Source organism: Saccharopolyspora spinosa NRRL 18395 (assembly GCF_000194155.1).
In the GTDB taxonomy this organism is placed as follows: Bacteria; Actinomycetota; Actinomycetes; order Mycobacteriales; family Pseudonocardiaceae; genus Saccharopolyspora; species Saccharopolyspora spinosa.
This window is the reverse complement of the sequence record NZ_GL877878.1, coordinates 2,464,616-2,485,975: the sequence shown is the minus strand read 5'-3', so window position 1 is coordinate 2,485,975 and position 21,360 is coordinate 2,464,616. Positions and strand designations below refer to the sequence as shown.

Sequence of the window (21,360 nt, the reverse complement as noted above, 5' to 3'; positions counted from 1 at the left end):
CGATGCCGCCGACCGCGAGATCGCGGGTCGACGGCATCGGCCGAGATGAAGCTCAGTCCAGGTAGTCGCGCAGCACCTGGGACCGGGACGGGTGGCGCAGCTTCGACATCGTCTTGGACTCGATCTGCCGGATCCGCTCCCGGGTCACCCCGTAGACCTGGCCGATCTCGTCCAGCGTCCGCGGCTGGCCGTCGGTCAGCCCGAACCGCAGCCGGACCACGCCGGCCTCCCGCTCGGACAGCGTCGCCAGCACCGACTGCAGTTGGTCCTGCAGCAGCGTGAACGACACCGCGTCGACCGCGACGACCGCCTCGGAGTCCTCGATGAAGTCACCGAGCTGGCTGTCGCCCTCGTCGCCGATGGTCTGGTCCAGGGAGATGGGTTCCCGGGCGTACTGCTGGATCTCCAGCACCTTCTCCGGGGTGATGTCCATTTCCTTGGCGAGCTCTTCGGGCGTGGGCTCGCGGCCCAGGTCCTGCAGCAGCTCGCGCTGGATCCGGCCGAGCTTGTTGATCACCTCGACCATGTGCACCGGGATGCGGATGGTGCGGGCCTGGTCGGCCATAGCGCGGGTGATGGCCTGCCGGATCCACCAGGTCGCGTACGTGGAGAACTTGTAACCCTTGGTGTAGTCGAACTTCTCCACCGCGCGGATGAGGCCGAGGTTGCCCTCCTGGATGAGGTCCAGATGCCGCGGCCGGTGTAGCGCTTGGCCAGGCTCACGACCAGGCGGAGGTTCGCCTCCAGCAGGTGGTTCTTCGCCCGCTCGCCGTCGCGCACGATCCAGCGCAGATCGCGGCGCATCTGGGTGGTCAGCTGCTCGCCGGCCTCCTCGACCTGCCGCAGCCGCTCCGCGCCGTAGAGACCGGCCTCGATGCGCTTGGCCAGCTCCACCTCTTCCTCGGCGTTGAGCAGCGCGACCTTGCCGATCTGCTTCAGGTAGGCGCGCACCGAGTCGGCGGAGGCCGTCAGTTCGGCGTCCTTGCGCGCCTGCCGGAGCGCCTCGGACTCCTCTTCGTCCCAGACGAAGTCGCCGGATTCCTTGGTTTCCTCCTCCGGAACCGGCTCTTCCGGAATTTCCACCTCGACGTCGGCGAGGTCGCCGACGTCCGGGGACGTCAGGTCGGTCTCGATCGGTTCGTCGATCTCCATGCCCTCGCCGCTGCCCTTGGCGGAAGCCGACTTGGTCGACTTCTTAGCCGGGGCCTTGGCACCCTTCTTGGCCCCCGCCGACTTCGCGGCGGTGGTCTTGCGGGCCGTCGACTTCGCACCCGTCGAGCTCTTGGGAGTGCTCTTGCGCGCGGCGGTGGAGTTCGTCTGCTCGGTGTCAGACGAAGCAGCCGCCTCCGAAGCTGGGGTGGCCTGGGACTGGCCCGACTGGGACTGGGCACCGCCGGTTGCTGCAGCGGAGCGTCGGGTTGCGGTTTCTGCGGCTGCCACGTACGCCCTTTCGCGACGGTCGATCAGGGCAGGCCGGAGGGCGCGAAACCTCGGCCGCCGAAGGTCGGGGGAACAACCCACTGGATTCAGTCCTGCTGCTGTTGAGGAAACACCCGGTGCCTGCCTCGGTGTTCTCCTCGACGAGGACTTCGAATCAAGTGGGCTGTGTTCCATTGTAACCGCGATGCGGGGGTGCGGTTCCGCTGCAAGGCGGAGTCCGCGCGTCCCGACATGTGCTACGTGGTCGGCGCATCAGGCGTTGTGCCTGGTCGCGGCTGCCGTCGCGGCCCCGACGATTCCTGCGTCGTTGCGCAGCGCCGCGGCCACCACGGGCGTGCGGGTCTCCAGCAGCGGAATCCACTTGTGACCCTTTTTGCTGACCCCGCCGCCGAGAATGATCAGATCGGGCCAGATGAACTTCTCGAGCGCCTGGATGTAGTGGCTGACCCGCGGCGCCCACTGCTCGTAGGTCAGCTCTAGGTCGTCCTTCACCGAGGCCGCGGCCTGCTTCTCCGCGTCGTGGCCGTCCACCTCGATGTGCCCGAACTCGGTGTTGGGCACCAGCTTGCCGTCAACGAACATGGCGCTGCCGATGCCGGTGCCGAAGGTCAGCACCACCACGAGGCCGCGGTGACCGGCGCCGGCTCCGCTGCGAATCTCGGCGGTGCCGGCGGCGTCGGCGTCGTTGAGTACCAGCACGTCGTCGCGGGTGCGGCCGAGCCGCTCGGCGAACAGCTCCTGGGCGTCCGTGCCGATCCAGCCCTTGTCGATGTTCGCCGCGGTGAGCGCGGTGCCGTCCTTGATCACGCAGGGCAGCGTGATGCCGACCGGACCGGTCCAGGAGAACTTCTCGACGATCTCCGCCACGGCATCCGCCACAGCGGACGGGGTCGAGGGCTGCGGGGTGGGGATCCGCATCCGCTCCTCGGCCAGCACGCCACCGTCGATGTCGACCGGGCAGCCCTTGATGCCAGACCCGCCGATATCAACGCCGAAACCGCGGGCAGTCGCCATGACTGATCCTTCCTACTCGATTCAGATGAGGGTGTGCAGACCTTAACCGGGTTGTGTTGCGATATGAATGTGGGATTGGCAGCAGAAGTAGACGCAAAAGCCTTGTGCCAGGTAGCGGTACGGGTCGCCCGAGAGGCCGCAGATCTGGCCCGTACTGTGCGTGACCAGTCGGTCACCGATGGTGCGGTTAATACGAAGAGTACCGAGACCGATGTCGTCACGGCAGGTGATCGAGCGGTGGAGCGGCTCGTGCGGGAGCGGCTGGCGCAGCTGCGGCCCGGTGAGTCGGTGCTGGGGGAGGAGGAAGGCGGCGACGGCGCGCTCGAAGGGCTGCGCTGGGTGGTCGACCCGATCGACGGCACCGTCAACTACCTGTACGGCTTCCCCTGGTACTCCGTTTCGCTCGCCGCGCAGCTCGACGGGTGTTCGGTGGCCGGTGCGGTGGTGGAGCCGGTTTCCGGCCGGGTGTGGAGCGCCGCCGCCGGGCACGGCGCCTTCCTGGACGGCCGCCGCCTGCGGGTCTCGAACGCCGACCGGCTCGACCTGTCGCTGATCGGCACCGGGTTCGCCTACTCCGTGGCGCGCCGCACGGCGCAGGCCCAGGTGCTCGGTCGGCTGCTGGGCCAGGTGCGCGACATCCGGCGGGCCGGGGTGGCGTCGCTGGATCTGTGCGCTGTCGGCGCGGGCTGGTTGGACGGCATGTACGAGGTCGGCCTCAACCGGTGGGACTGGGCGGCTGGTGCGCTGATCGTCGCCGAGGCCGGTGCGGAACTGCGGCTGCCGCAGCCGGGGTCGACCGACGGACTGGGCGACGGGATGATCGTCTGCGCTGCGCCGGGGATCGCGGGGGAGTTGACCGACGCGCTGCTCCGCGCCGATGCCGGACGCGTCTGACCACTGACGGATGACAGGTGGAGGGCGCCTCTGCTCGCTGCCTTCTGGGGCAGCAGGTGGAGGCGCCCTTCGCTCGGAACTGTTGCGTCAGCAGTGCACATCGCGGGCCTTGTTGAGCAGCTCGCTATCGATCTGAGGCGGTGTCACTTCTTGGTGGGCCCCGCCCTGCTGGTCCCGTTGCGGCACCCAGTTCTCCAACTCCTGGAGCGCCTGCTTGGCCTCCGAGGTGGTCTTGATGTCGTCGAAGGAAGACCCCAGCGCGAAGTCGATGCTGGCGTCGCGGCGGTCGTCGCGCACCAGTTGGGCGCACGGCGCGATGAGGCTCAGCGTCCGCGCCCCGCTCACCCCGGCAACGCCGAAGCGGATCTGGCCGTGGCACTTCAGGTCGTAGTTGACGTAGACCGGGTCGTTGTCCGCGCCACCCTTGGCGAAGCCGAGGTTGGCGAGCTCGTCGCTGACCAGCGACGCCTGCCGGGTCTCGCCGTTGCCGTTGAGCACCCGCACCTGCACGTCCTGTGGTGGGATCGGGTTGGTCGAATCGAGCGCGTCGCGCGGCAGCATCTGACCGAGCGGCACCGGCTCGGTGGTTTCCCCGCCGTGAGGTGCGGCGGTCGGAATCCCGGGCGGGTTGCAGGTGGTCGCGGCTTCGATGTCCTTGACCGAATCGAAGACTCGGGTCCACAGCAATCCGGACAGCACCACGAGCCCGACCAGCACCACCAGAGCGGGCAGTGGTCGACGCCGCCGGTAACGGGTTCGTCGCCCCGACCTTGTACTCACGGCTGACACGTCCCGCCCCTCCCTGGATGTCCCGACCAGCGTGTGCCCGTCTTCACTAGATCAGCCTATGCGTACGGCTCGCGTCGTGCGGCGCTGGACGTCGCCACCGTGTCGCGGACGCCGGGCGCGGGCCGCTGAATCGATGCCGACGAGTGAACTGCCTGGACACCGCATCACGAGGTGCATTGCTGGGCAACCGAAGAAGGCGACCGGGCGGCGCCGGAGGATTGATCTTCGACAGCCCGCGGATGCAGCGAACACCACACCTATGGGTGACCTGATGCGTGCGCGGACTCGTCATGAGCTACCCTCTCGGCGCCTCACGGAGTGCCGGATGAGGCAAGTCGCTCATAACGGGGGAACTGAAGGCGTTGCAGGGCGAGACCACGGTCACTGTGCCAGCGGGCACAAATCCGGGTCCTGGAACGTTTACCAGCGGCACACCATTGCAGTCTCCACTAACGCAGGGGTGAATCACGATGGCGACCGACTACGACGCTCCGCGCCGAGAGTCCGAAGACTTGGCTGAGGACTCGTTGGAGGAGCTGAAGGCGCGACGCAACGATGCGCAATCCGGCGTCGTCGACGAGGACGAAGGGGCGATCGCGGAGAACTTCGAACTGCCGGGCGCGGACCTGTCCGGCGAGGAGATGACCGTCAAGGTGCTCCCGAAGCAGGCTGACGAGTTCACCTGCTCGAGCTGCTTCCTCGTCCACCACCGCAGCCGGCTGGCCGAGAACCGTAATGGCCAGCCCGTTTGCCGCGACTGCGCCGCCTGATCCAGGCGGCCGGGCGTCGACGAGACCGGGAAGTGGCTGGGCACACGCTGACGGCGTGTGCCCAGTTGTTTTGCGGACCGATCCCGCACGGTCGTGCGTCGTCGTTCGACGAACGCGCGGCGGTGCCGGTTCGCGAGGGCCGAGCCGAGTCGCTGCGTCGTTTCGAAGGTGATTTCGGGACGGTCAGCGCTCGCCCGCCGCATTCACGCCTTCTTCAGGGCGGCGATGAGTTCTTCGGGACGCCGGGTGCTGACCACCCAGTACGGGGTGGGGTCGTCCGGGTCGTTCAACCAGATCCGCACGGAGGTGCGGATCCACGAGCGGTGCACCATGAACGCGGCCGGGTCCAGGTCCGGGCCGAGCGCCTGCCGCTGCTCGGCAGGGGTGATGACCTCGACCTCGTCTATGAACCGCAGCGGCAGGTGGGCGTCGCCGACCCACAGCTCACCCCCGGTGACCTCGACCTTGATCCGGCCCAGCCAGATCGGGATCGCGATGGCCAGCGTGATGAGCACGACGTAGGGCAACCACGCGCGCACGCCCGGGTAGCCCATGTGCACTGTGGCGGCCATGATCGCGGCACCGATCACCGGCAACGGCCACGTCCACCAGGACGCGTACAACCGTTCGCGGAACACCGGACGTCCCTCCGCATTCGCCTGACCGGGGGTGTCCCCGGCGACGCTGACCGCTTCTGCGCTTTCCGACACGGCTTCAGGGTAGTCTCGCCGCCCGTGTCGAACCTGAAGGTCCTGCTGACCCGACTTGACCCCGATGTGCCGCTACCCGCGTACGCGAAACCAGGCGACGCCGGTGCGGATCTGGTTACCACCAGCGACTTGGTGCTCGAACCCGGCGAACGAGCCGTGGTGGGTACGGGTATCGCGGTGGCGCTGCCGGAGGGCTACGCGGCTTTCGTGCACCCGCGTTCGGGCCTGGCCGCCAAGGCGGGGTTGAGCGTGGTCAACGCACCGGGCACCGTTGATTCCGGGTACCGCGGTGAGATCAAGGTCTGCCTGATCAACCATGATCGTGAGGTACCGCTGTCGCTGCGGCGCGGCGACCGGATCGCCCAGCTCGTCGTGCAGAAGGTCGAGCAGGCGGTGTTCCAGGAGGTCGCCGAGCTGCCGGCGTCGCAGCGAGGTGCCGGGGGCTATGGGTCCACCGGCGGGCACGAGGTGCTGGCGGTCTCGGGGGCCGAGGCCAGCCACAGGACGGAGGGCTGAGGGGATGTTCGGATGGGGCCGCGGGCGCGGCAAACGCGCCGATGACGCCGCTGCGGACGCGGAGCTGAGCGCCGAGGAGCAGGACTTCGCGGAAGGTGGTCCGTTCGACGAGAGCGAGGCGCCCGACGACCAGGTGGAGCGGCTCGACCTCGGTTCGGTGCGGCTGCCTGTGCCGGAAGGCGGCCAGCTGCAGGTGGAGGTCGACCCGGCAGGCCCGGTGCGCGCCGTGCACCTGGTCACGGAGGTCGGCCGGTTGACGGTCAGCGCGTTCGCGGCGCCGCGCAGCAGCGGGCTGTGGGCGGAGGTCAGCGCGGAACTCGCTGACCAGCTGCGCAAGGACGGTGCCCAGGTGCATGCCGAGCGGGGCGACTGGGGAATCGAGCTGGTGGCCGACTCGCCGAAGGCGGCACTGCGGTTCGTCGGGGTGGACGGCCCGCGGTGGCTGCTGCGCGGCGTCGCGGCCGGACCGGCGGAGCACGCCGAGGAGTGCACGAAACTGCTGTACGCGGTCCTCGACGAGACCATCGTGGTGCGCGGTGCCGAACCGATGCCGGTGCGCACGCCGCTGCCGATCCAGCTGCCGGAGGCGATCCTGCGCCACATCCAGCAGGCCCAGGCCCAGAACAACGGCCAACCGGGCTGAAACCGGTTCGACCGGGCACGAAGCGACCTGGACGTGAGTCGGGGATCCAGGAGTCGAGGAGGCGTCTGAGGTTCCGCCATTCGCACCGCCACGACTCGCGCGATGATGGCGTTCGTGCTGGTCTCCGACCTGCTGGTGGCGTCCTGCGCGGGCCCGTTCGGTGTGCGTGGCCCGGAACCCGCGTCAGTGGCGGCGCCAGCAGGTCGCCAGGGGCACCACGTTGATCGGCCTCGGCGGGGCGCTGGCGCTCGCCCAGAACCAGGAAACGGGAAAACCCCCTGTTCTTCCCGTTCGCGCGTTTCGAAATAGCCGATCGGGCGGGTCAAGTTCGTAATGCCGCAGGGCCCGCGACGACGCCGTTGCGGACGGCTAGGCTGGGGGTGCACGGGCTGCGAGTCGAGCCCCGGAAGCGCACGGGAGCGCTAGATGAGCAAGACCGACGGCGGCTACTGGCGTCGCCTCGTACGCCGCCTGACCAGCGACGTTGCGGAGCTTGACGCCGACGACCTCTCGCAGCGGTCCCAAGCCGGTGGAGCCCAGCGCGCCAGCGACTGCCAGTGCGGTCAGGAGGCCGTGGTGCTCGGCCGGGTGCGCAGCGTGGGCCTGTGCCCGAAGGCATCGGCACCGACGCTGGAGGCCGAGCTGTACGACGGCACCGAGGATGTGACCTTGGTCTGGCTGGGGCGCCGCCGGATCGCCGGGATCGAACCGGGACGCATCATCAAGGCCCGGGGCCGGATCGCGGTCCGCGACGGGCGCAAGGTGCTTTACAACCCCTACTACGAGTTGCAGAACACCGCATGAGCGAACGCGACGCATCCGCCGCCGGGCTGCCCGCCCAGGACGCGGCCGACCACCAGCCGGACCAGACCGCGCAGCGGGCCGCCGAACCCGAGAAGACCCTGCTCGAACAGATGGGCGGCGTCGGGGGGCTGGCCTACTCGGCGGTCCCGATCGTGGTCTTCGTACTGGTCAGCTCCTTCACCTCGCTGATGCCGGCGATCTGGTCGGCGATCGGCGTGGCGATCGCGATCGCGATCTTCCGGATGGTGCGCAAGGAACCGCTGCAGCCAGCCATCTCCGGGGTGCTCGGGGTCGCGGTGTGCTCGTTCATCGCCTACCGCTCCGGCGACGCCAAGGGCTTCTTCCTGCTGGGCATCTGGACGAGCCTGATCTACGGCGGGGTGTTCTTGGTGTCGGTGCTGGCCCGCTGGCCGCTCGTCGGCGTGGCCTGGTCGGCGCTGAACGGGTTGGGCTTCTCCTGGCGCAAGCAGCGCCGAGCGCTGCGCGGCTACGACCTGGCGACGCTGGCCTGGACTGTGGTGTTCGCGGCGAAGTACGTGGTGCAGCAGTGGCTGTATGACTCGGATCAGACCGGCTGGCTGGCGTTCGCCCGGATCGCGATGGGCTACCCGCTGACCGGCCTGGCGCTGATCGTCACGGTCTGGGCGATCCGCCGCGCCGCGAAGGTCGCCGAGCAGGAGAAGGCCGAGGCCCGGGAGGCCGGAACCCTCGACTCCAAGCCCTCCAGCGGCTGACCCGGCCGCTCTGACGGAAACGCCCCCCCGCCTGCACCCCGGTTGTGTGCCTGCAACCGGGGTGCGGGCGGGGGCGTTTCCGTCATGTTCGGGGGCAGGCCGTCGACCCGCGGCTCGTCACGCTGTGCTTGCGCCAGCCAGCGCGGAACGTGACGGGCGTCGAGCGGGTCACCCCGGCGTTGCACCTGGTGAAGGGTGTACTGGCGCGCAGGTGCTCGGTCGACTGCGACGTCAGGCTTTCAGGTCCACTATGGATCGTTGCGAGATGTTGCTGTAGACGTGGTGGTCGTCGCCGAACTCGTTGGCGAGCGCCCGCATTTCAGTTTCCTCGTGCTTGTTTTCCTCGACCACGATCACGGGCAATCGTAGTTGCAGCCGAGGTTGAGTTCTTAGGACGCGCGAGCGTAGCCGTAGGGCGAGGGCTGCCGGACGAGCACCGCCTCGCCTGTCCAGCGCTCGCTCAGGTCAAGCCCCCACGACTGGTGGCAGCGTCGACCAGCCACGAGGGGCACGGCTGGTCGACGCTCGTCTGCTGCAGTTCCCGGTACCTGCGCGTCGGAATCTTGAACCCCTGCTGTTTGCCCGGCCGCAACAGAAGGTTGGTGATCTAGAAATGGCGATGTGATCAAGTCGTGCACAGCGATCCTCCGAGTTGTCCACTACGGACTTTCAGATTCGGCGCGGCAAGCGGAAGAGGCCGCCCGGATCGGCGACGGCGAAACGGCCGAACGTGCGCTCGAACGTGCTTTCACCGCGTTCGACTACGCCCGCCCGCATCACGAGCGCTCGTGGACGAGCTTCTTCGGTGCGAGCAGGCTCGGCAGCCTCGCCGTTTCGTCGTACGGGCGATTGGGGCACCGCGAGACCGACTCTCTCGCCGGGTCGCTGCTCTCCGTGCTATCGCCGACTGAGACCAAGGTTCGAGCGCTGGTGGTCGCGGACCTCGCCCTTTCGGCTGCAACACGGTCGGACGTCGACCGGGCTGACGAGCTGGCGGCCGAAGCTTTGCCGCTCGCCGTCCGAACCGAGGCAAGCCTCGCGCAAGATCGTCTGTGGGAACTAACCGAGGTGCTGCCGCAAGACAGCGGACGAGGTACGGCCGAGGCCCTGCGGCAGCGGGTTACGTCGGGGCTGCTCGCGAGCTTTCAGGCTTGAGTTTCCTCGTCGACCCACGACAGGTAGGCAGCACTGCCGCTGGTGATCGGCGTTGCGATGATCTCGGGCACGTCGTAGGTGTGGTGCTCGTTGATGTGCTTGATCAGCTCGTCGAGCCGCCCGGCCGACGTCTTGATCTGAAGCTGCCATTCCGGGTCATCCTGAACGGCGTTCTCCCACCGGTAGAAGCTGCGGATCGGCACCACCTGCACACAGGCGCCGCCCTTCGCTTCCACGATGCTCCGCGCCAAGGTGGCTGCCGCTTCTTCCGAGTCCGTCGTGGTCACAACCTGCACGTAGTCAGCCATGTGATCAGGGTATCGAGTAGAGCGCCCGAGCAGACCGGGCGGCGCCTTGGCTGAGCGCTCCGCTGCCGCCCGGTTCGCGGCGCAGGTGCGGGTGCCAGCCGGGCCCGCGACTGTGTGTGCAAGGTGTGTGTGCAAGGTGTGGGCGCAGGGGTGCGCGAGGTGGCCGGTAAGGGGGGTGTCAGTGCGACTCAGTGATAATTTAGTGCTATCCGTAACGCCTGTTGAGGGCGCTACGAGCTTTCACCTAGTCGCCACCCACATCATCACTGCGCGAAATCGCCACGCCTCGTCCGTCAGTCGGTGGGTTGGCGGTCGTGGACGATCGCCCGGATCTGCTGCTCGACGTCGGCGGTGGCCACGAACAGCATTTCGTCGCCCGCCTCCAGCGGGTCGTCGGCCTGCGGGACGATCACCCGGCCGCCGCGCAGGATGGTGACCAGCGCCGCGTCGGAGGGCAGCTTCAGGTCGCGGACCCGGCGCCCGGCCAGCGGGGTGGTGTCCGGCAGCGTCACCTCGACCAGGTTGGCCTGACCCTGGCGCAGCGTCATCAGCCGCACGAGGTCGCCGACGTTGACGGCCTCCTCGACCATCGCGGCCAGCATCCGGGGCGTGGACACCGCGACGTCGACCCCCCACGCCTCGGTGAACAGCCACTCGTTGAGCGGGTCGTTGACGCGGGCCACCACACGGTTCACCGCGAACTCCGTCTTCGACAGCAGCGACACCACCAGGTTGACCTTGTCGTCGCCGGTGGCCGCGATGACCACGTCGCAGGACTCCAGCCCGGCTTCCTCCAGCGACGCCAGCTCGCAGGCGTCGGCGAGCATCCACTCCGCGCCGCGGATGTTCTGCGGGTGGTAGTTCTGTACGCTTCGCTCGATCAGCAGGACCTCGTGGTCGCCTTCGAGCAGCTCCCGCGCGATGGACTGGCCGACCGCGCCGGCGCCCGCGATCGCGATGCGCATTACTCGCTCTCCTCGGGTGTGCGGCGGGCCGCCGCCGTGACGTCGGTGACGGTGCCGGACAGCGCCGCCACGTAAACCGTGTCGTCGGCCTGGATGACGGTCTTGGAGTCCGGGAGCACCCCGTTGCCGAACCGCATTATGAACGCGACCCGGGCGCCGGTGGTGGCCTCCAGCTCGCCAACCCGGCGGCCGATCCAGCCGTCGTCGAGCGGCAGCTGCAGGACCGCGACGGTGCCGGAGGGCTCCCGCCACGCCGTGGCGACGCCGTCGGGCAGCAGCATGCGCAGGAACCGGTCGGTCGTCCACGGCACCGTGGCCACCGTGGGGATGCCCAGCCGCTGGTAGACCTCGGCGCGCTTCGGGTCGTAGATCCGCGCCACGACGTGCTCGACGCCGAAGTTCTCACGGGCCACCCGGGCCGAGACGATGTTGGAGTTGTCCCCGTTGGACACCGCGGCGAAGGCGGTCGCCTGCTCGATCCCCGCTTCGACCAGGATGTCCCGGTCGAAGCCGTTGCCGGTGACCTGCTGGCCGCGGAAGTCCTTGCCCAGGCGGTGGAACGCCTGCGGGTTCTTGTCCACCACGGCCACGGTGTGATCGAGCCGTTGCAGGGCCGCGGCCAGGGAGGCCCCGACCCGGCCGCAACCCATGATCACCACGTGCACGACGCTGTCTCCTCGCTGCGGGATGCGGGTTCTGGCGACGACCTCGCGATCGTCTGCCGACCGTACCTTCACGGACGTGGGTCCGGTCCGGTTCGTGCCCGTCGGTTCCGGGCTGCTGCACCGTACCGGGTGAGGCGTCCATGTGGGCAGGGCGGAGGCCCGGATGTGACCTGAGAGGAATTCCGGTGGCCGGGGTCGCCTGCCGACCCACCTTTGCGCTTACGCTCTGTGCCGTGTCCAAGCTCGCAACCGCGGCGAAACGGTTGATCGTCGGTCGCCCGTTCCGCAGCGATCGCCTCGCGCACACGCTGCTGCCCAAGCGTATCGCCCTGCCGGTGTTCTCCTCCGACGCCATGTCCAGCGTCGCCTACGCGCCCGAAGAGATCCTCCTGGTGCTCTCGGTGGCCGGCGTGTCCGCCTTCGCGATGAGCCCGTGGATCGGGATCTTGGTCGCGCTCGTGATGGTCACAGTGGTCGCCTCCTACCGGCAGAACGTGCGCGCCTACACTTCCGGCGGCGGCGACTACGAGGTGGCCTCCGTCAACCACGGCCCCCGGTGGGGGCTGGTGGTGGCCAGCGCCCTGCTGGTCGACTACATCCTCACGGTCGCGGTGTCGATCTCCTCGGCCGCCGCGAACATCGGCTCGGTCATCCCGTTCGTCGCGCAGCACAAGGTGCTGTTCGCCGTCGGTGCGATCGCGCTGCTGACCGCGATGAACCTGCGCGGCGTCCGCGAGTCCGGCTCGCTGTTCGCGATCCCGACGTACGCCTTCGTGATCGGCATCATCGGCATGATCGGCTGGGGCTTCTTCCGCACCTTCGTGCTCGGCCAGGAGATGCCGGCCGAGAGCGCGCACTTCCAGATCTTGCCGGACGAAACCCAGATGGCCGGGGTGGCGTTCGTGTTCCTGGTGCTGCGGGCGTTCTCCTCCGGCAGCGCGGCGCTGACCGGCGTCGAGGCGATCAGCAACGGGGTGCCGGCCTTCCGCAAGCCGAAGTCCCGCAACGCGGCCACCACGCTGGCGCTGATGGGTGGCCTCGCGGTCACGATGTTCATGGGACTGCTGATGCTGGCCCAGATCACCGGCGCGGTGATCGCCGAGGACCCGGCACGCCAGCTGATCGGCGCGCCGCCCGGTTATGAGCAGAAGACGCTGGTCGCGCAGCTGGCGAGCGCGGTGTTCGCGGGCTTCCCGCCCGGCGTCTGGTACCTGGTCGTCTTCACCGGCCTGATCCTGGTGCTGGCCGCCAACACGGCGTTCAACGGTTTCCCGGTGCTGGGTTCGATCCTGGCGCAGGACCGGTTCCTGCCTCGCCAGCTGCACACCCGCGGCGACCGGCTGGCGTTCTCCAACGGCATTTTGTTCCTGGCCGCCGGGGCGATCATCCTGGTGTTCGCCTTCGAGGCCGAGGTCACCCGGCTGATCCAGCTCTACATCGTCGGCGTGTTCATGTCGTTCGTGCTCAGCCAGAGCGGCATGATCCGGCACTGGAACCGGCTGCTGGGCAAGGAGACCGATCCGCTGGCGCGGCGGCGGATGCGGCGCGCACAGATGATCAACACCTTCGGTCTGTTCATGACGGCCAGCGTGCTGGTGATCGTGCTGATCACCAAGTTCACCCACGGAGCCTGGATCGCGATCGCCGCGATGGCCGCGATCTACGTGCTGATGACGGCGATCCATCGGCACTACGACCGGGTTGCCGAGGAGCTCAAGCAGCAGGAGGCGGACGCGGTGCTGCCGTCAAGCAACCACGCGCTGATCCTGGTCTCCAAGCTGCACCTGCCGACCATGCGGGCGATCGCCTACGCGCGCGCCACCCGGCCGGACGTGCTCGAAGGCGTCACGGTCAACGTCGACGACGAGGACACCCGCGAGCTGACGAAGCGGTGGGAGGCGGAGAATCTCCCGGTGCCGTTGAAAGTGCTCGAGTCGCCGTACCGGGAGATCACCCGGCCGGTGCTGGAATATGTCAAGCGGATCCGGCGGGACAGCCCACGCGACGTGGTGACCGTGTTCATCCCCGAATACGTCGTCGGCCACTGGTGGGAGCAACTGCTGCACAACCAGAGCGCGCTGCGGCTGAAGAGCCGACTGCTGTTCCAGCCGGGCGTGATGGTCACCAGCGTGCCGTGGCAGCTGGAGTCGTCCACGCGGGTCCGCCAGAAGCAGCTCACCTCGATGCCGGGCGCGACCCGGCGCGGGCTGGGTACGAACGGGAAGGTGAGCAGTGACCGAAAGGCCAGACTGGACCGGTAGGCGGCTGGAGGTCGAGATCGGGCCGGTTGCGCACGGCGGCCATTGCGTGGCCCGGTACGAGGGCCGGGTGGTGTTCGTCCGCCACGCGTTGCCCGGCGAGGTCGTCGCCGCCGAGGTCACCGAGGACGCCGGTGGCGGCTTCTGCCGGGCCGATGCGGTCGAGGTACTGACCGCGGCGGAGGGCCGGGTTAGCCCGCCGTGCCCGCTGGCGGACATGGCGCTCGGTCGCGACCGGTGCGGCGGCTGCGACTGGCAGCACGCCGCCGGCGAGACGCAGCGGGAGCTCAAGGCCGCGGTGATCGCCGAGCAGCTGCAACGCATCGCCGGGATCGACTGGCCGGTGCGGGTGCGGGAACTGCCCGGCGGGCTGCTGCGTTGGCGGAGCCGCGCTCGGCTGGCCGTGGACCGCAAGGGACGGGCGGGATTCCGTGCGCACCGCAGCCACCGGGTGATCCCGGTCGAGGACTGCCCGATCACCGTCGAGGGCGCGCTGAGCGAGGTCACGAACCGCCGGTGGCGCCCGGGTGCGGAGCTGACGGTGGCGGCCGATGCCGCGGGCGAGGTGCACGTGACCGCCGTGGACAACAAGCCGCAGCGGCGTCACGCGCGCGCCGTCGCCAGGCAGGTGCAGGGCAGCGGGGTGGCTCGCGAATCCGCGGGCGGGCGGCCGTTCGACGTTGCCGTGCAGGGCTTCTGGCAGGTGCACAAGGGCGCGCCGGACACCTTCACCGAGGTGGTTTCGCGTCTGGCGGCAGCGCCGGAGGGTGGCGTGGCCTGGGATCTCTACGGCGGGGTGGGCCTGTTCGCGGCGCCGCTCGCGGAGCAGGTCGGCCCGGCGGGTTCGGTGGTGTTGGTCGAGTCGTCGAGGCGTGCGGTGGAGGACGCGGTGGCGAACCTGCGGGACCTGCCGCAGGTGTCGTTCCGCGCGGGCACGGTGGAGGACGTGGCCACCGACGAGGACCTGCCGGCCCCGGATGTCGTGGTGCTGGACCCGCCGCGCAAGGGCGCCGGTCGGGACGTGGTGGACGCGCTGACGGCGCGTCGCCCGGCGCGGATCGTGCACGTCGCGTGCGATCCGGCGGCGCTGGCCCGGGACGTGGGGTTGTTCGCGGAGCGCGGCTACCGGATGACCGAGCTGGAGGCCTTCGACGCCTTCCCGATGACGCATCACATCGAGTGCATCGCTTTGCTGGAGCCGGTCGGCTGAGCGCCGTTTCCCGGCTCGCGCTGTTCCGCTCGACGGCGAGCTGTCGTCGCGGGGCGACGTGCGGGTGGTTGACTTTGCGCAGCGGGCCGCACAAGCGATCGGGGGGCCGCAGTTCCGACCGGAACTGCGGCCCAGCCGGTGGGGCGCGGTTGAGATTGCCGCGCACCAGGTGCCGGCGGACGCCCGGTCCCAGAAACGGGAGTTCTTGAGATGACCCAACGCGAACACCTGCCGGAAGTCCTCCCGGCCCCGCCCGAGTCCGGAGCCGAGGTGCGGCCCGTCGCCGGGCGGGGAACATCCGCGCCGGACGCCGTGCCGGGACGCCGGGTGATCGCTTTTCTATTGGCAGCGTTGGGAATCGTGCTGCTCCCCGCGGGCCTGCTGGCGCTCGGTTTGTCCACTGTGCCCGGTTATTTCACCGGCTGGGCCGTGGGGTGGATCGGGCTCGCGGCGGTGGTGTGGCTGGTGGACTCCCGCACACCGCGACGCTGGCCGGGCTGGGCGCTGCTCGCCGCGGTGCCGCAGGCGTTCGTGAACGTCCTGTTCGCCGCGCCGACAGGCCTGATCTCGCTGGTCGCCGTGGCCGCTTCGCCCGCCTTGGCGACGTTGGCGTGCCGGCGGTTCGCGCAGCCGGCGAAGGATCTCGCCGAACTGGATGTGGAGATCGCGGTGCCGCTCGACGCGCTCGGTAGCGGGCGCCTGCTGATCGGCCGGGACCGGATCGTGCTCGCCCAGACCGCGCGCGGCAGCGGCGGGCGGGTCCGGCAAGCGCTGCCGCTGGCCGAGCTGGTCCTCGCGCAGCCCGGCGAGATCGGCGGTGGCGAGGACGGCTGGTGGCCGCTGCCGGGAGGCGCTGGCATCCGCCTGCGCCGTGGACCGGCGCTCCGCTTGGTCGCCGGGATGCAGCAGTGGATCGTGCACGTGGCCGACCCGCAACTGGTCGCCTCGATCGTCCGGCGGCGCGCCACCGCGGCTTGGCCGCTGCGCACGGGCCCGCAGGACTCCGCCGCCTGGCACCGGCTGCGCACCTGGGCCGTCGCTCGCATGACGACGGTGCGTCGCGGCCGCCAAGCACAGGCCTATCCGGGATTCCGGGTCCTGCTCGGCAGCGCGCTGGCGGTGTTCGGCTCGATGCTGCTGACCACCGCGATTGGCCGTGGCGTCGGAGATCCGGTGCTGTGGATCGTGGCGGTCGTCGTGCTGGGCTTGGGAGTGCTCCTGGCCGTCGGCTGGCTGCGGGTGCGCCGCCGCCTCGACCAGGCGGAACTGCACCAGCTCCCGCCGGGGAGCCCGTCGTGGGGGGACCTCCGCCCGGACCATGCCCCGATCCCGAACTGGCGCCCGTTCATGTGAAGCGTGCGGGGCGCCCTTGGCCGGGCAACTGGGCGAAGGGCGCTCTCACCTCGAAAAAACCCTCGCACGGATGAAGAGTGAAGGGCGTCTTTGGGCGACGGAGTTGTTCGAAGGCACCCTGCGCCCGGCGAAATTCGCTCGTCCGGGTTACTTGTTGGGCCCGTCGGGGAGGTCCAGCTTCTCCGGGGTCGACGGGAGTTGTGCCGATCCGTCCGAATAGGACGGTCTGCCGTCGTCGTACGGGTTGTTGTTTACGTTGTTCGGGCCGCCGTCGCCGGGGATGTGCTGGCCGTGGGTGGAATTGAAGCCGCGGTTGTAGGGACTGTCCACATTGGCCCCGTGCAAGGCGCCCTCCGATGACTCGAACCGCCAGCCCTGGTTGTTCTCGCCCGACACCCAGCCGTTGCCGCGGCCGTTGCCCTCCCACGTCGCGTTCAGGCCCTCGTGCCGGCTCTGCATGCCGCCGGTCGCCCCGGCCACGCCGCCGGAGATCGCTCCCGAGGTGAGATCTCCCCAGCCCGGCATTTCGCGGTGCAGGGCCTTGTTGATCGTGTTGCCCAGCATGCCGGACAGTGCGCCCTTGCCGGCCCCGTAGGCCGCGGCTTCGGTGAAGCTGCGGGTCGCCGGCTCCACCAGGTTCTTGCCGAGCTTGTTGCCGAGCGCGCCCGCCGCGCCGTCGACGAGACCGCCCGCGACCCCAGCCGCGATGCCGGAGATCCCGGCCTCCAGGGTGTTGGAGAGGTCCCAGCTCTTTCGGTCGCCCTTCGCGAACTGGATGCCCTGGATCGCGCCGTCGACACCGAGGTTGATCGCCAGGTTGATGGCGATCTGCTTGAGCAGGTTCATGAAGATGGTGCGCACGGTGATCTGCGTCGCCGCCTGGGCGATTGGAATGCCCGCCGTGCTCGCGCCGAAGGTGGCGACCGCGGAAGCGATCATCGCGGCGATCTGTGCCGCCAGGATGATCAACGCCGCGATGATGCTCATCTTGGTGTACTCGATCTCCAGCGCGGCGCCGTCGGCGCCTTCGCCGAGCGACTCGCAGAGCTTCTTCAGCTCCGGCAGGTAACCGGCGTCGCCGTTCACGAAGTCCTTCACGAACTGCTCGAACGCGTCGTGCGTCTGGCCCTGCATGGTGCCCAGCGACGCTTGGACCGCCGCCTCGGTCTGCGCGATGACGTCGTCGACGTCCTGACCGGCCGTCGTCCACGCCTCGGCGACCCGGCGCAGCGCGGTCTCGTCACCTTCCGGCCAGCTGGCACCCACGACGATCGGCGTCAGCCACTTCACCGCATCCGGAATCTCGATCCCCATGTGGATTCTCCGTGTTCAGCGGAAGCTGTCCGCGTTGTTGGTGTCGTCGGTTTCCCAGGTCTTCGCGGTGTTGTCGAGCTCGCCCCGGATTTGGTGCAGGGCGCCGGTCAGTCCGGTGAAGGCATCGGTGGCCGACTGCGAGCCGGGCTTGTAGTCCTTGGCGAACTCCTGCCCGGCCTCGTCGTTGCCCCAGCACTCGCCTTCCGCCTGGAGCACCCCGTTGAGCTTGTCCAGCGCCGCCTGCAGCTTGTCCGCCGCGCCGTCGAATTGCGGGGAGGCGCCGCGCAACGCCTCGGGGCGCACGTCGAATCCGGTCACCACGGGTCCTTTCGGAAACCGGACCGGGGTTCGAAGTCGTCCCAGTCGTCGTTCTCGGGCGGGTTGGGCGAAACCGGCGGGGTCGTCGGTTCCGGCGGAGCGGGGACCAGGTCCTTCAGCGACGGGGCGCCTGGGAAGAAGTCGGGCAGGTCGGGCACGTCCTCCTGCAACGGGGCCATCGCGTCGTCGGCCTTGGCGCGCGCGTCCTGTGCCGCCGCCTGCGCGGCCTGCAGGAAGCTCCGGGCCAGTTTCTCCGGCGTGCTGGACTTGAACGCCGATGGCGAGATCTGGACGTCGGTGACAATGCCCACAGCGTTGACGTGCACGGTCGCCAGCCCGTCCGAGGAGGTCGCCTCGCCGGTCGCCGCCATCGCCGCCGCCTGCGCCTCCTGCAACTGCGAGGTCTGCCGCTGCAAGCCTTCCAGCAGCGACGACACCTGCTCGCGCATTGCTGCGTTGCGCGCCTCCAGCTCGGCTTTTCGGCCTTCTGAATTGGTCATTTCGGCCCTCCTGGGATGATCCGCCGAACGCTAGCAACATCGGCCGTTCGGCGGAACACGAACGTGTGGGCCCCTGATTTCGGATCGCTCCGCGTTCCGTCACACACCACACCGGGCCGTCGGCAGCCCGCTCCGTAGACTGAGGCGAGCTATGCATCGCGGCGGAGCCAGGCAGCCAGCCGGCCCCAGCGTGCGAATGAACCGACCGGCACGACAAGTGAGGTGGAACGGTGACGCTGCTGGGGTCCGTGCACAGTCCGGCCGACGTCAAGCGACTTAAGCACGCTGAGCTGGTGCAACTGGCCTCGGAGATCAGGCACTTCCTGATCGAGAAGGTGTCCCGCACCGGTGGGCATCTGGGACCGAATCTTGGCGCGGTTGAGCTGACCCTGGCCGTCCACCGGGTGTTCGACTCGCCACAGGACGCCATTGTGTTCGACACCGGTCACCAGGCGTACGTACACAAGATCATCACCGGTCGGCAGGACGGCTTCGACCGGCTGCGCAAGCGCGATGGCCTCTCCGGCTACCCGTCGCGCACCGAGAGTGACCACGACCTGGTGGAGAACAGCCACGCCTCGACGGCGCTGTCCTACGCCGACGGCCTGGCCCGGTCCTTCCAGCTCAGCGGCGAGTCGCGGCACGCGGTGGCGGTCGTCGGCGACGGCGCGCTCACCGGCGGCATGTGCTGGGAGGCGCTGAACAACATCGCCGCCGACCAGGAGCGCCCGGTGGTGATCCTGGTCAACGACAACGGCCGGTCCTACTCGCCGACGATCGGCGGCCTCGCCGAGCATCTCGCCGCGCTGCGCTTGAACCCCAGTTACGAGAAGGCGCTGGAGAGCGGCCGCCGCACGCTGCGCAACCTCCCGGTGGTCGGGCGCTCGCTCTACACCGGCCTGCACGCGGCCAAGAGCGGCATCAAGGACGCGATTAGCCCGCAGGTGATGTTCTCCGATCTCGGCATCAAGTACCTGGGCCCGGTCGACGGCCACGACCTGCGCGCGATGGAGCACGCGCTGCAGATGGCCAAGTCCTTCGGCGGCCCGGTGATCGTGCACGCGGTGACCCGCAAGGGCAACGGGTTCGCCCCGGCCGAGAACGACCAGGCCGAGCAGATGCACCAGGTCAAGGTGATCGACCCGGAGACGGGGCTGCCGACCAAGCCGGCCCCGAAGAGCTGGACCGACGTCTACGCCGAGGAGCTGGTGCGAATCGGAGCCGAGCGCCCGGACGTGGTGGCCATCACCGCCGCGATGCTCGGCCCGACCGGGCTGAAGAAGTTCGGCGAGGCCTACCCCGACCGCTGCATCGACGTGGGCATCGCCGAACAGCACGGCATGACTTCGGCGGCGGGGCTGGCGATGGGCGGCTTGCACCCGGTGTTCGCGGTGTACTCGACGTTCCTGAACCGCGCGTTCGACCAGCTGCTGATGGACGTGGCGCTGCACAAGCAGCCGGTCACGGTGACCCTGGACCGCTCCGGGATCACCGGCGACGACGGAGCCAGCCACAACGGCATGTGGGACCTGTCGATCCTCGGCCTGATCCCGGGTATCCAGGTCGCAGCGCCGCGCGACGCGGTGACGCTGCGCGAGGAGCTGCGCGAGGCGGTCGCCGTCGACGACGGGCCGACCGTGGTCCGGTTCTCCAAGGGCTCGGTGATCGAGGAGGTCCCGGCCGTGGAGCGGGTCGGCGGGGTGGACGTGCTGCGCCGCGCGACCGCCGGTGAGAGCAACGACGTGCTGCTCGTCGCGGTTGGTGCGTTCGCGGAGGTGGCGGTGGCCGCGGCGGAGCGGCTCTCGGCGCAGGGCATCGGGGTCACCGTGGTCGATCCGCGCTGGGTGGTGCCGGTGCCGGGGCAGATCGTCGAGCTGGCCGAGCAGCACCGTCTGGTGGTCACTCTGGAGGACTGCGGGCGGCACGGCGGCTTCGGCTGGGCGCTGGCGGCGGCGCTGCGCGACGCGGAGCTGGACGACGTACCGATGCGCGATCTGGCGGTGCCGAACCAGTTCCTGACCCACAAGTCGCGCGACGAGGTGCTTTCCGAGCTGGGGCTGACCGAGCAGGGCATCGCCCGGCGCATCACCGAGTGGGTCGCCAACCAGCGCGGGTCCCGCGTGTCGCTGCGTGTCGCGGCCGACAACGAGCGCCCGGAAGCGGCGAACGGCTGACGCCGAAGAGTCGAAGGTCCGATTTCCATTGAAATCGCACCCGGTCGGTGTGTCGGGTGCCCGACATGCCGGAGCCTGTGGATAACACGCCGTGATTTCCATTGAAGTTGCGGCCTGGCTGCTGTGGCAGGGTGAACGTGTGCGAATCCTGGTCGTCGAGGACGAGAAGCCGTTGGCCGATGCGATAGTTCGCGGATTGCGCCGGGAAGGCATGGCCGTGGACGTCGCCTACGACGGCGAAAGCGGCCAGGAGAAGGCATCGATCACCCGGTACGACGTGCTGGTGCTCGACCGGGACCTGCCGGGCATGTCCGGTGACGAGCTGTGCAGTCGGCTGGTGTCCTCCGGCGAGCTGACCCGGGTGCTGATGCTCACCGCCAGCGGCGCGGTCGAGGACCGCGTCGCCGGGCTGTCCCTGGGAGCCGACGACTACCTGGCCAAGCCGTTCGCGTTCGCGGAGCTGATCGCCCGGGTCCGGGCGCTGGGGCGTCGCGCCACTCCGGCGCAACCGCCGCTGCTGACCGCGCTGGAGTTGGCGCTGGATTCCGCGCGGCGCACCGTGCACCGCGGGGACGGCGAGGTCGAGCTGACCCGCAAGGAGTTCGGCGTGCTTGAGGTGCTGCTGTCGGCAGGCGGCGCCGTGGTCAGCTCCGAGGAACTGCTGGAACGGGTGTGGGACGAGAACGCCGACCCGTTCACCACGACGGTGCGGGTCACGATGATGACGCTGCGCAAGAAGCTGGGGGAGCCGAGCATCATCGAAACCGTGGTCGGTTCCGGCTACCGGGTGCCGTCGGCCAGCCGCGCCGAGCACGCCCGGGACTGA

At 69.3% G+C, this 21,360-nt stretch carries 22 protein-coding genes and 1 pseudogene; 12 read left to right on the top strand and 11 right to left on the bottom strand.

Annotated features, from left to right (window positions below; translation table 11 throughout):
• Positions 1-52: 52 nt before the first annotated feature.
• Both SSPN_RS43585 and ppgK read right to left on the bottom strand, forming a co-directional pair.
• A pseudogene (locus tag SSPN_RS43585) lies at positions 53-1,467 on the bottom strand (RNA polymerase sigma factor).
• A 225-nt stretch (positions 1,468-1,692) separates the two neighbouring features.
• Positions 1,693-2,454, bottom strand: a complete 762-nt coding sequence (gene ppgK, locus SSPN_RS0112465) for a polyphosphate--glucose phosphotransferase (protein ID WP_010695035.1) — start codon at positions 2,452-2,454, stop codon at positions 1,693-1,695.
• Between the two features lie 63 nt (positions 2,455-2,517).
• Between ppgK and SSPN_RS0112460 the strand changes: the two genes are divergently transcribed.
• A complete protein-coding gene (locus SSPN_RS0112460; RefSeq protein ID WP_029535253.1) occupies positions 2,518-3,348 on the top strand; it encodes an inositol monophosphatase family protein in 831 nt (276 codons plus the stop codon).
• Between the two features lie 87 nt (positions 3,349-3,435).
• On the opposite strand, the gene cei is transcribed toward SSPN_RS0112460, so the two are convergent.
• Positions 3,436-4,128, bottom strand: a complete 693-nt coding sequence (gene cei, locus SSPN_RS0112455) for an envelope integrity protein Cei (RefSeq protein WP_202798809.1) — start codon at positions 4,126-4,128, stop codon at positions 3,436-3,438.
• Between the two features lie 479 nt (positions 4,129-4,607).
• Here cei and SSPN_RS0112450 point away from each other — a divergent pair, with 479 nt between their 5' ends.
• On the top strand, positions 4,608-4,907 hold the full coding sequence (locus SSPN_RS0112450; protein ID WP_010695032.1) for a DUF4193 domain-containing protein: 300 nt from the start codon (positions 4,608-4,610) through the stop codon (positions 4,905-4,907).
• Positions 4,908-5,110: 203 nt separating this feature from the next.
• Here SSPN_RS0112450 and SSPN_RS0112445 read toward each other — a convergent pair whose 3' ends face one another.
• The gene (locus SSPN_RS0112445; protein ID WP_010695031.1) at positions 5,111-5,617 is read right to left on the bottom strand and encodes a DUF3093 domain-containing protein; all 507 of its coding nucleotides are present in this window, start codon (positions 5,615-5,617) and stop codon (positions 5,111-5,113) included.
• A 24-nt stretch (positions 5,618-5,641) separates the two neighbouring features.
• Here SSPN_RS0112445 and dut point away from each other — a divergent pair, with 24 nt between their 5' ends.
• The 4 genes from dut (at position 5,642) to SSPN_RS0112425 (ending at position 8,314) form a co-directional block, all read left to right on the top strand.
• Entirely contained in the window at positions 5,642-6,133 is a 492-nt protein-coding gene (gene dut / locus SSPN_RS0112440) for a dUTP diphosphatase (RefSeq protein ID WP_010695030.1), read from the top strand.
• A 4-nt stretch (positions 6,134-6,137) separates the two neighbouring features.
• Positions 6,138-6,776: a DUF3710 domain-containing protein gene (locus tag SSPN_RS0112435; RefSeq protein WP_010695029.1), complete on the top strand. Its 639-nt coding sequence runs from the start codon at positions 6,138-6,140 to the stop codon at positions 6,774-6,776.
• A 426-nt stretch (positions 6,777-7,202) separates the two neighbouring features.
• Positions 7,203-7,580: an OB-fold nucleic acid binding domain-containing protein gene (locus tag SSPN_RS0112430; protein WP_010695028.1), complete on the top strand. Its 378-nt coding sequence runs from the start codon at positions 7,203-7,205 to the stop codon at positions 7,578-7,580.
• Positions 7,577-8,314: a DUF3159 domain-containing protein gene (locus SSPN_RS0112425; RefSeq protein WP_010695027.1), complete on the top strand. Its 738-nt coding sequence runs from the start codon at positions 7,577-7,579 to the stop codon at positions 8,312-8,314. The genes SSPN_RS0112430 and SSPN_RS0112425 overlap by 4 nt, the downstream gene beginning before the upstream one ends.
• A 231-nt stretch (positions 8,315-8,545) precedes the next feature.
• On the opposite strand, the gene SSPN_RS61565 is transcribed toward SSPN_RS0112425, so the two are convergent.
• Complete coding sequence (locus tag SSPN_RS61565; protein ID WP_010695026.1) at positions 8,546-8,671, bottom strand: hypothetical protein; 126 nt, start codon at positions 8,669-8,671, stop codon at positions 8,546-8,548.
• 264 nt (positions 8,672-8,935) lie between these two features.
• Here SSPN_RS61565 and SSPN_RS0112415 point away from each other — a divergent pair, with 264 nt between their 5' ends.
• Complete coding sequence (locus SSPN_RS0112415; protein ID WP_010695025.1) at positions 8,936-9,469, top strand: hypothetical protein; 534 nt, start codon at positions 8,936-8,938, stop codon at positions 9,467-9,469.
• On the opposite strand, the gene cutA is transcribed toward SSPN_RS0112415, so the two are convergent.
• The 3 genes from cutA to SSPN_RS0112400 form a co-directional block, all read right to left on the bottom strand.
• A complete protein-coding gene (gene cutA / locus SSPN_RS0112410) occupies positions 9,460-9,777 on the bottom strand; it encodes a divalent-cation tolerance protein CutA (protein ID WP_010695024.1) in 318 nt (105 codons plus the stop codon). The genes SSPN_RS0112415 and cutA overlap by 10 nt on opposite strands.
• A 293-nt stretch (positions 9,778-10,070) precedes the next feature.
• The gene (locus tag SSPN_RS0112405; RefSeq protein WP_010695023.1) at positions 10,071-10,742 is read right to left on the bottom strand and encodes a potassium channel family protein; all 672 of its coding nucleotides are present in this window, start codon (positions 10,740-10,742) and stop codon (positions 10,071-10,073) included.
• Positions 10,742-11,407 carry a potassium channel family protein gene (locus tag SSPN_RS0112400; protein ID WP_010695022.1) on the bottom strand — a complete coding sequence of 222 codons (666 nt, stop codon included), beginning with the start codon at positions 11,405-11,407 and terminating at the stop codon, positions 10,742-10,744. Before SSPN_RS0112400 ends, SSPN_RS0112405 begins: the two co-directional genes overlap by 1 nt.
• Positions 11,408-11,640: 233 nt before the next feature.
• On the opposite strand from SSPN_RS0112400, the gene SSPN_RS43580 reads away from it, so the two are divergent.
• From SSPN_RS43580 to SSPN_RS0112385, 3 genes are all read left to right on the top strand, one after another.
• Entirely contained in the window at positions 11,641-13,668 is a 2,028-nt protein-coding gene (locus SSPN_RS43580; RefSeq protein WP_044572871.1) for an APC family permease, read from the top strand.
• Positions 13,640-14,875: a class I SAM-dependent RNA methyltransferase gene (locus tag SSPN_RS0112390; RefSeq protein WP_010695019.1), complete on the top strand. Its 1,236-nt coding sequence runs from the start codon at positions 13,640-13,642 to the stop codon at positions 14,873-14,875. Before SSPN_RS43580 ends, SSPN_RS0112390 begins: the two co-directional genes overlap by 29 nt.
• A gap of 210 nt (positions 14,876-15,085) precedes the next feature.
• Positions 15,086-16,228, top strand: coding sequence for a hypothetical protein (locus tag SSPN_RS0112385; protein ID WP_010695018.1), 1,143 nt, complete (start codon positions 15,086-15,088; stop codon positions 16,226-16,228).
• A gap of 147 nt (positions 16,229-16,375) precedes the next feature.
• On the opposite strand, the gene SSPN_RS48800 is transcribed toward SSPN_RS0112385, so the two are convergent.
• The 3 genes from SSPN_RS48800 to SSPN_RS43565 are packed head-to-tail and all read right to left on the bottom strand — an operon-like array spanning position 16,376 to position 18,360.
• On the bottom strand, positions 16,376-17,542 hold the full coding sequence (locus SSPN_RS48800) for a WXG100-like domain-containing protein (protein ID WP_010695017.1): 1,167 nt from the start codon (positions 17,540-17,542) through the stop codon (positions 16,376-16,378).
• A gap of 15 nt (positions 17,543-17,557) precedes the next feature.
• On the bottom strand, positions 17,558-17,860 hold the full coding sequence (locus SSPN_RS43570; RefSeq protein ID WP_049887591.1) for a WXG100 family type VII secretion target: 303 nt from the start codon (positions 17,858-17,860) through the stop codon (positions 17,558-17,560).
• Positions 17,857-18,360, bottom strand: a complete 504-nt coding sequence (locus SSPN_RS43565; RefSeq protein ID WP_010695015.1) for a YbaB/EbfC family nucleoid-associated protein — start codon at positions 18,358-18,360, stop codon at positions 17,857-17,859. The genes SSPN_RS43570 and SSPN_RS43565 overlap by 4 nt, the downstream gene beginning before the upstream one ends.
• A 230-nt stretch (positions 18,361-18,590) precedes the next feature.
• On the opposite strand from SSPN_RS43565, the gene dxs reads away from it, so the two are divergent.
• Both dxs and SSPN_RS0112360 read left to right on the top strand, forming a co-directional pair.
• Positions 18,591-20,534 (top strand): 1-deoxy-D-xylulose-5-phosphate synthase, encoded by a 1,944-nt coding sequence (gene dxs / locus SSPN_RS0112365; protein ID WP_010695014.1) that lies wholly within the window; start codon positions 18,591-18,593, stop codon positions 20,532-20,534.
• A gap of 139 nt (positions 20,535-20,673) precedes the next feature.
• Positions 20,674-21,360 carry a response regulator transcription factor gene (locus SSPN_RS0112360; protein WP_029535251.1) on the top strand — a complete coding sequence of 229 codons (687 nt, stop codon included), beginning with the start codon at positions 20,674-20,676 and terminating at the stop codon, positions 21,358-21,360.

What these genes read in the sequence shown, in the direction of transcription:
- ppgK (WP_010695035.1), bottom strand. Translation starts at nt 2,454, where the DNA reads ATGGCGACTGCCCGCGGTTTCGGCGTTGATATCGGCGGGTCTGGCATC.
- SSPN_RS0112460 (WP_029535253.1), top strand. Translation starts at nt 2,518, where the DNA reads ATGAATGTGGGATTGGCAGCAGAAGTAGACGCAAAAGCCTTGTGCCAG.
- SSPN_RS0112450 (WP_010695032.1), top strand. Translation starts at nt 4,608, where the DNA reads ATGGCGACCGACTACGACGCTCCGCGCCGAGAGTCCGAAGACTTGGCT.
- SSPN_RS0112435 (WP_010695029.1), top strand. Translation starts at nt 6,138, where the DNA reads ATGTTCGGATGGGGCCGCGGGCGCGGCAAACGCGCCGATGACGCCGCT.
- SSPN_RS0112430 (WP_010695028.1), top strand. Translation starts at nt 7,203, where the DNA reads ATGAGCAAGACCGACGGCGGCTACTGGCGTCGCCTCGTACGCCGCCTG.
- SSPN_RS0112425 (WP_010695027.1), top strand. Translation starts at nt 7,577, where the DNA reads ATGAGCGAACGCGACGCATCCGCCGCCGGGCTGCCCGCCCAGGACGCG.
- cutA (WP_010695024.1), bottom strand. Translation starts at nt 9,777, where the DNA reads ATGGCTGACTACGTGCAGGTTGTGACCACGACGGACTCGGAAGAAGCG.
- SSPN_RS0112405 (WP_010695023.1), bottom strand. Translation starts at nt 10,742, where the DNA reads ATGCGCATCGCGATCGCGGGCGCCGGCGCGGTCGGCCAGTCCATCGCG.
- SSPN_RS0112385 (WP_010695018.1), top strand. Translation starts at nt 15,086, where the DNA reads ATGACCCAACGCGAACACCTGCCGGAAGTCCTCCCGGCCCCGCCCGAG.
- SSPN_RS48800 (WP_010695017.1), bottom strand. Translation starts at nt 17,542, where the DNA reads ATGGGGATCGAGATTCCGGATGCGGTGAAGTGGCTGACGCCGATCGTC.
- SSPN_RS43565 (WP_010695015.1), bottom strand. Translation starts at nt 18,360, where the DNA reads ATGACCAATTCAGAAGGCCGAAAAGCCGAGCTGGAGGCGCGCAACGCA.